Raw genomic sequence first — 4,046 nt, 5'->3', positions numbered from 1 at the left:
AGCCCGGCGGATGCGCTTTCAGCGATGAGGGCCGCCAACCTGCATCTGCAGGCCACGATCGATGATCTGCGCCAGCGCCTTGAGGCGACGGGCGCAGAATCAGAGCGGCGCCTCACCCGCGCGCAGGCGGATGAGGCAGCGAGGGCCACCGACCTGACGCAGACCATTCAGCAGATGCGCAGCCAGCTTGAGGCGCAGCAACAAGCAGCCGACCAGGCACTGCAGGCCGAACGCGCCGCCGCGCAGGCCGAGACCACGCAGCTCAAGGGCAGCATTGATGCGCTGCGCCTGACGCTCGATAATGAACGCACCGCCGCCGAACAGGCGCGGATGACCACGGAGGCTGATCACGCGCGCGAACGGCAGGCGCTGCATCAGCAGATCCAGGCCCTGCGCGAGCATATGGAAAAGATGCACGGAGACACGGTGTCATGACCCCCGCCATCGCCGACACGCTCACCCGCCCGCTCACCGAAGACCAGCGCGCCGCCGCGCTGCGGCGCACCGAGGTGCTGCTGGAGGTCACCCGCAAATGCGCGACAATGACGCAGATCGATGGCGTGCTTGCGATGCTGGTCGAACTGACGTCGCGCGAGCTCAACTGTGATCGCGGCACGCTGTTTCTCAACGATCCCAAGACGGGCGAACTCTATTCGCGCTTTGCGCAGGGCAGCCAAAGCCTTGAAATCCGCATCCTCAACAATTCGGGCGTCGCGGGCCATGTTTTCCAGACCGCTGAGTCGCTGTTGATCGAGGATGCCTACGCCGATCCGCGCTTCAACAGCACGGTTGACCAGCGCACCGGCTACAAGACGCGCAACATCATCTGTGTGCCCGTGCGTACGCCGCGTGGGCAAGTCATCGGGGTGATGCAAAACCTCAACAAGCACGAGGGCGATTTCACCCCCGACGACGTCTCGCTGCTCGAAGAGATGACCAGCCAGGCCACGGTGTTCCTGCAGAGCCTGCAATCGATAGAGGAAATCGAACAGGTCCGCGCCAAGGAACTGGCGTTCCTCTCGATGATCTCCGAAATCAGTTCAGAGGTTGACCTGACCCGGCTGCTGCAACGCGTGGTGGCAGAAACGGTGCGAATGTTCGAGGCCGAACGCGCGACGATCTTCATCCACGACAAGGCCACTGACACCTTGTTCTCGCTGTTTTCAGCCGGCGGCAAGGTCAATGAGATCCGCTTCCCCTCAAGCATGGGGATCGCGGGCACAGTGTTCACCAGCGGCCAGAGTCTCAACATTCCGCACGCCTATGCTGATCTGCGCTTCAACCCGTCATTTGACCGGCAGACCGGCTTTTTCACGCGCTGCATCCTGTGCGTGCCGATCATCAACAAACAGGGTGAGGTCATCGGCGTCACCCAGGTGCTCAACAAAAAGACCGGCGCGTTTACCGAAAAAGATGAGCAGCAACTCAAGACCTTCACCGGGCAGATCGCCATCGCATTGGAAAACTCCAAGCTGTTCGATGACGTGCAGCGGATGAAGCTCTACAATGAGTCCGTGCTGCAGAGCATGTCGAACGGGGTGATCACGCTCGATCCGGCGGGCAAGGTCATCACCTGCAATCAGGCCATCGAACGCATCTGGACGTGCAAGGCAGCCGATGTGCAAGGTCAGTTGCTCAGCGCTCTGCTCGATGACAGCGGCAGCTGGATTCTGGAGCGCATCGAAAAGGTGCGTGAAGAGCGGATCAGCGACATTTTCCCCGATGCCGATGTCGCGCTGGCGGGCGTACACAAGTCGGTCAACCTCACCATCATGCCGTTGATCTCTGACAGCGACGACAGCAAGCTCGGCTCCATGCTGATGGTCGAGGACATCAGCAGCGAAAAGCGCATGAAATCAACCATGTCGCGTTACATGGACCCGGTGATCGCCGCGCAGATGATGGACGGTGACGCGCTCGATCTGCTTGGCGGGGTCAGCGCCGAGGCAACGATCATGTTCACCGACGTGCGCGGCTTCACCACGATTACCGAGGAATATGGCGCACAGGGGACGGTTTCCTTCCTCAACGAATATTTCAGCCTGATGGTCGATTGCATCACCGGCCAGGGCGGCATGCTCGACAAGTTCATCGGCGATGCAATCATGGCGTGCTTTGGCCTGCCGGTGCCGCATGATGACGACCCCGACCGCGCCGCGCGCGCCGCCGTCTCGATGATCCGCACGCTGTGGGAATGGAACGCAGAGCGCGCCAACAAGGGGCTGAAGACGGTCGACATGGGGGTCGGCATCCACACCGACCATGTCGTCTCGGGCAACATCGGCAGCCCCAAGCGCATGGACTATACCGTGATCGGCGATGGCGTGAACCTCGCCAGCCGCCTCGAAAGCGCCTGCAAGGCGTATTCGGCGCGCATCCTGGCGAGCGAGAACACCGTCAGCAAACTCAACGGCACCTACAAGATGCGCGACATCGATCTGGTTGTGGTCAAGGGCAAGACCGAGCCGGTGCGGGTGTTCGAGCTTCTGGATTATCACGATGCCCAGACCTTCCCGGCGATGCGCGATGTGCTTGGCCATTTTGAAGACGGCATGGTCGCCTATCGGGGCGCCGACTGGGACGCCGCGATCACCCGCTTCGAAAAATGCCTGTCGCTGAACCCGGGAGACGGCCTGTCACGCAGCTATATCGAACGCTGCCAAATCCTGCGGGCAAACCCGCCAGCAGGCGACTGGACCGGCGTATGGGTGATGACGGGCAAGTAATTCGGGGCGATGCGGGGCACTTGAAACGAACCTTGCACCCATGCGTATGGCTGCAGACATATATTGCGCGCCCGGCACATATGACCGATACACTTTGACACCACTGGTCGCGCCCGACACGTGCTAGGCGCAATCATGAACGACCCAACCCAGACCATTAGTGACACAGTGCCCCCCGCCAAGCCGGAGGCGCAGACCCCAGCAGAGCCGGAGGCGCAGCCCGCCGCCGACCCGGATGTGCAGCCTGCCGACGATGCGCAGCCTGCCGACGACACACGGCGCAAGCGCCGCCTGCGGATCGCGCGCAACGTCGCGATCGGCGTGCTCGGCACGCTGTTTGCCGCCTGGCTGATCCTGTTTGTTACCAAGGGTCGGTTCCTTAAGGGTCCGACGACCAGCATCGCCACATCGATGACCGGACGAGAGGTTGCGGTTGAGGGCGATTTCCAGCTATATTTCGCGCCGTTCAGGATCAAGTTCGTTGCCGAAGGGCTGACGGTTGCCAATCCGAAATGGGCGACCCGGCCACATCTGTTCGCGGCGCGCCGGGTCGATACCCGGATTGCGCCGTTGGCGCTGCTGTTCGGTAACTGGCGGCTGCACTGGCTCGACCTTACCGATGGCGCGCTCGACCTTGAATGGAACGCCAAGGGCACCGCCAACACCTGGACCTTCGATGTTGACAAAGACGCCGAGCCGCTTGAGCTGCCGACGATAAATCGCGCCACGCTGCGCGGCACCACATTGCGTTATCGCGATCCGGTGATGCAGCTGCTCACCGATATCGATTTAGCATCGGTGGTGTCAAAAGACGCCAAGATCGGTGAGGCGGTGCGCTTCACCGGCGACGGCACTTTGCGTAAAACACCGTTCACGCTCACCGGCGCGCTGCTCAGCCCCAATGCTACCGTGCGGCGCGGGCAGAACCAGCTGGAACTGCAGCTGAAAGCCGCCAACAATGTGATCGATATTATGGGCACGCTTCCCAGCCTCGCCGATGTCGAAGGCGTGCCGCTGGCCACGAAAGCGCGCGGACGCAATGCCGCAGAGCTGATGGCGATCATCGGCGTGGTCATCCCGCAAACGCGCAAATACCAGGCCAAGGCGCAACTGGTGAAACAGGGCCGTTTGTACCGCTTCACCGACCTTACCGGCACGTTCGGCGCGAGCGATATCGCGGGCAAGTTCACCGTCGATATGGGCAAGGCGCGGGTTCACCTTGATGCCGATCTGGCAACCAAGACGCTCGACATCATCGATGTCGCACCATTTATCGGCTACAACCCCGATGTGATCGCGGCACGCGGCGTGCAAGCGGCA

3 protein-coding genes are annotated in these 4,046 nt (G+C 61.7%); all 3 read left to right on the top strand.

Annotated features, from left to right (window positions below):
- A partial coding sequence (locus ACEW8G_RS16670) for a hypothetical protein (RefSeq protein ID WP_373489515.1) occupies window positions 1-435 on the top strand: 435 nt, incomplete at its 5' end.
- Complete coding sequence (locus ACEW8G_RS16665; RefSeq protein ID WP_373489514.1) at window positions 432-2,726, top strand: GAF domain-containing protein; 2,295 nt, start codon at window positions 432-434, stop codon at window positions 2,724-2,726. The genes ACEW8G_RS16670 and ACEW8G_RS16665, both read left to right, overlap by 4 nt.
- 135 nt (window positions 2,727-2,861) lie before the next feature.
- On the top strand, window positions 2,862-4,046 hold a 1,185-nt coding region (locus ACEW8G_RS16660), incomplete at its 3' end, for an AsmA family protein (RefSeq protein ID WP_373489513.1).

It is taken from the genome of Blastomonas sp., from assembly GCF_041747255.1.
In the GTDB taxonomy this organism is placed as follows: domain Bacteria; phylum Pseudomonadota; class Alphaproteobacteria; order Sphingomonadales; family Sphingomonadaceae; genus Blastomonas.
This window is presented reverse-complemented; position numbering and strand designations above follow the sequence as displayed.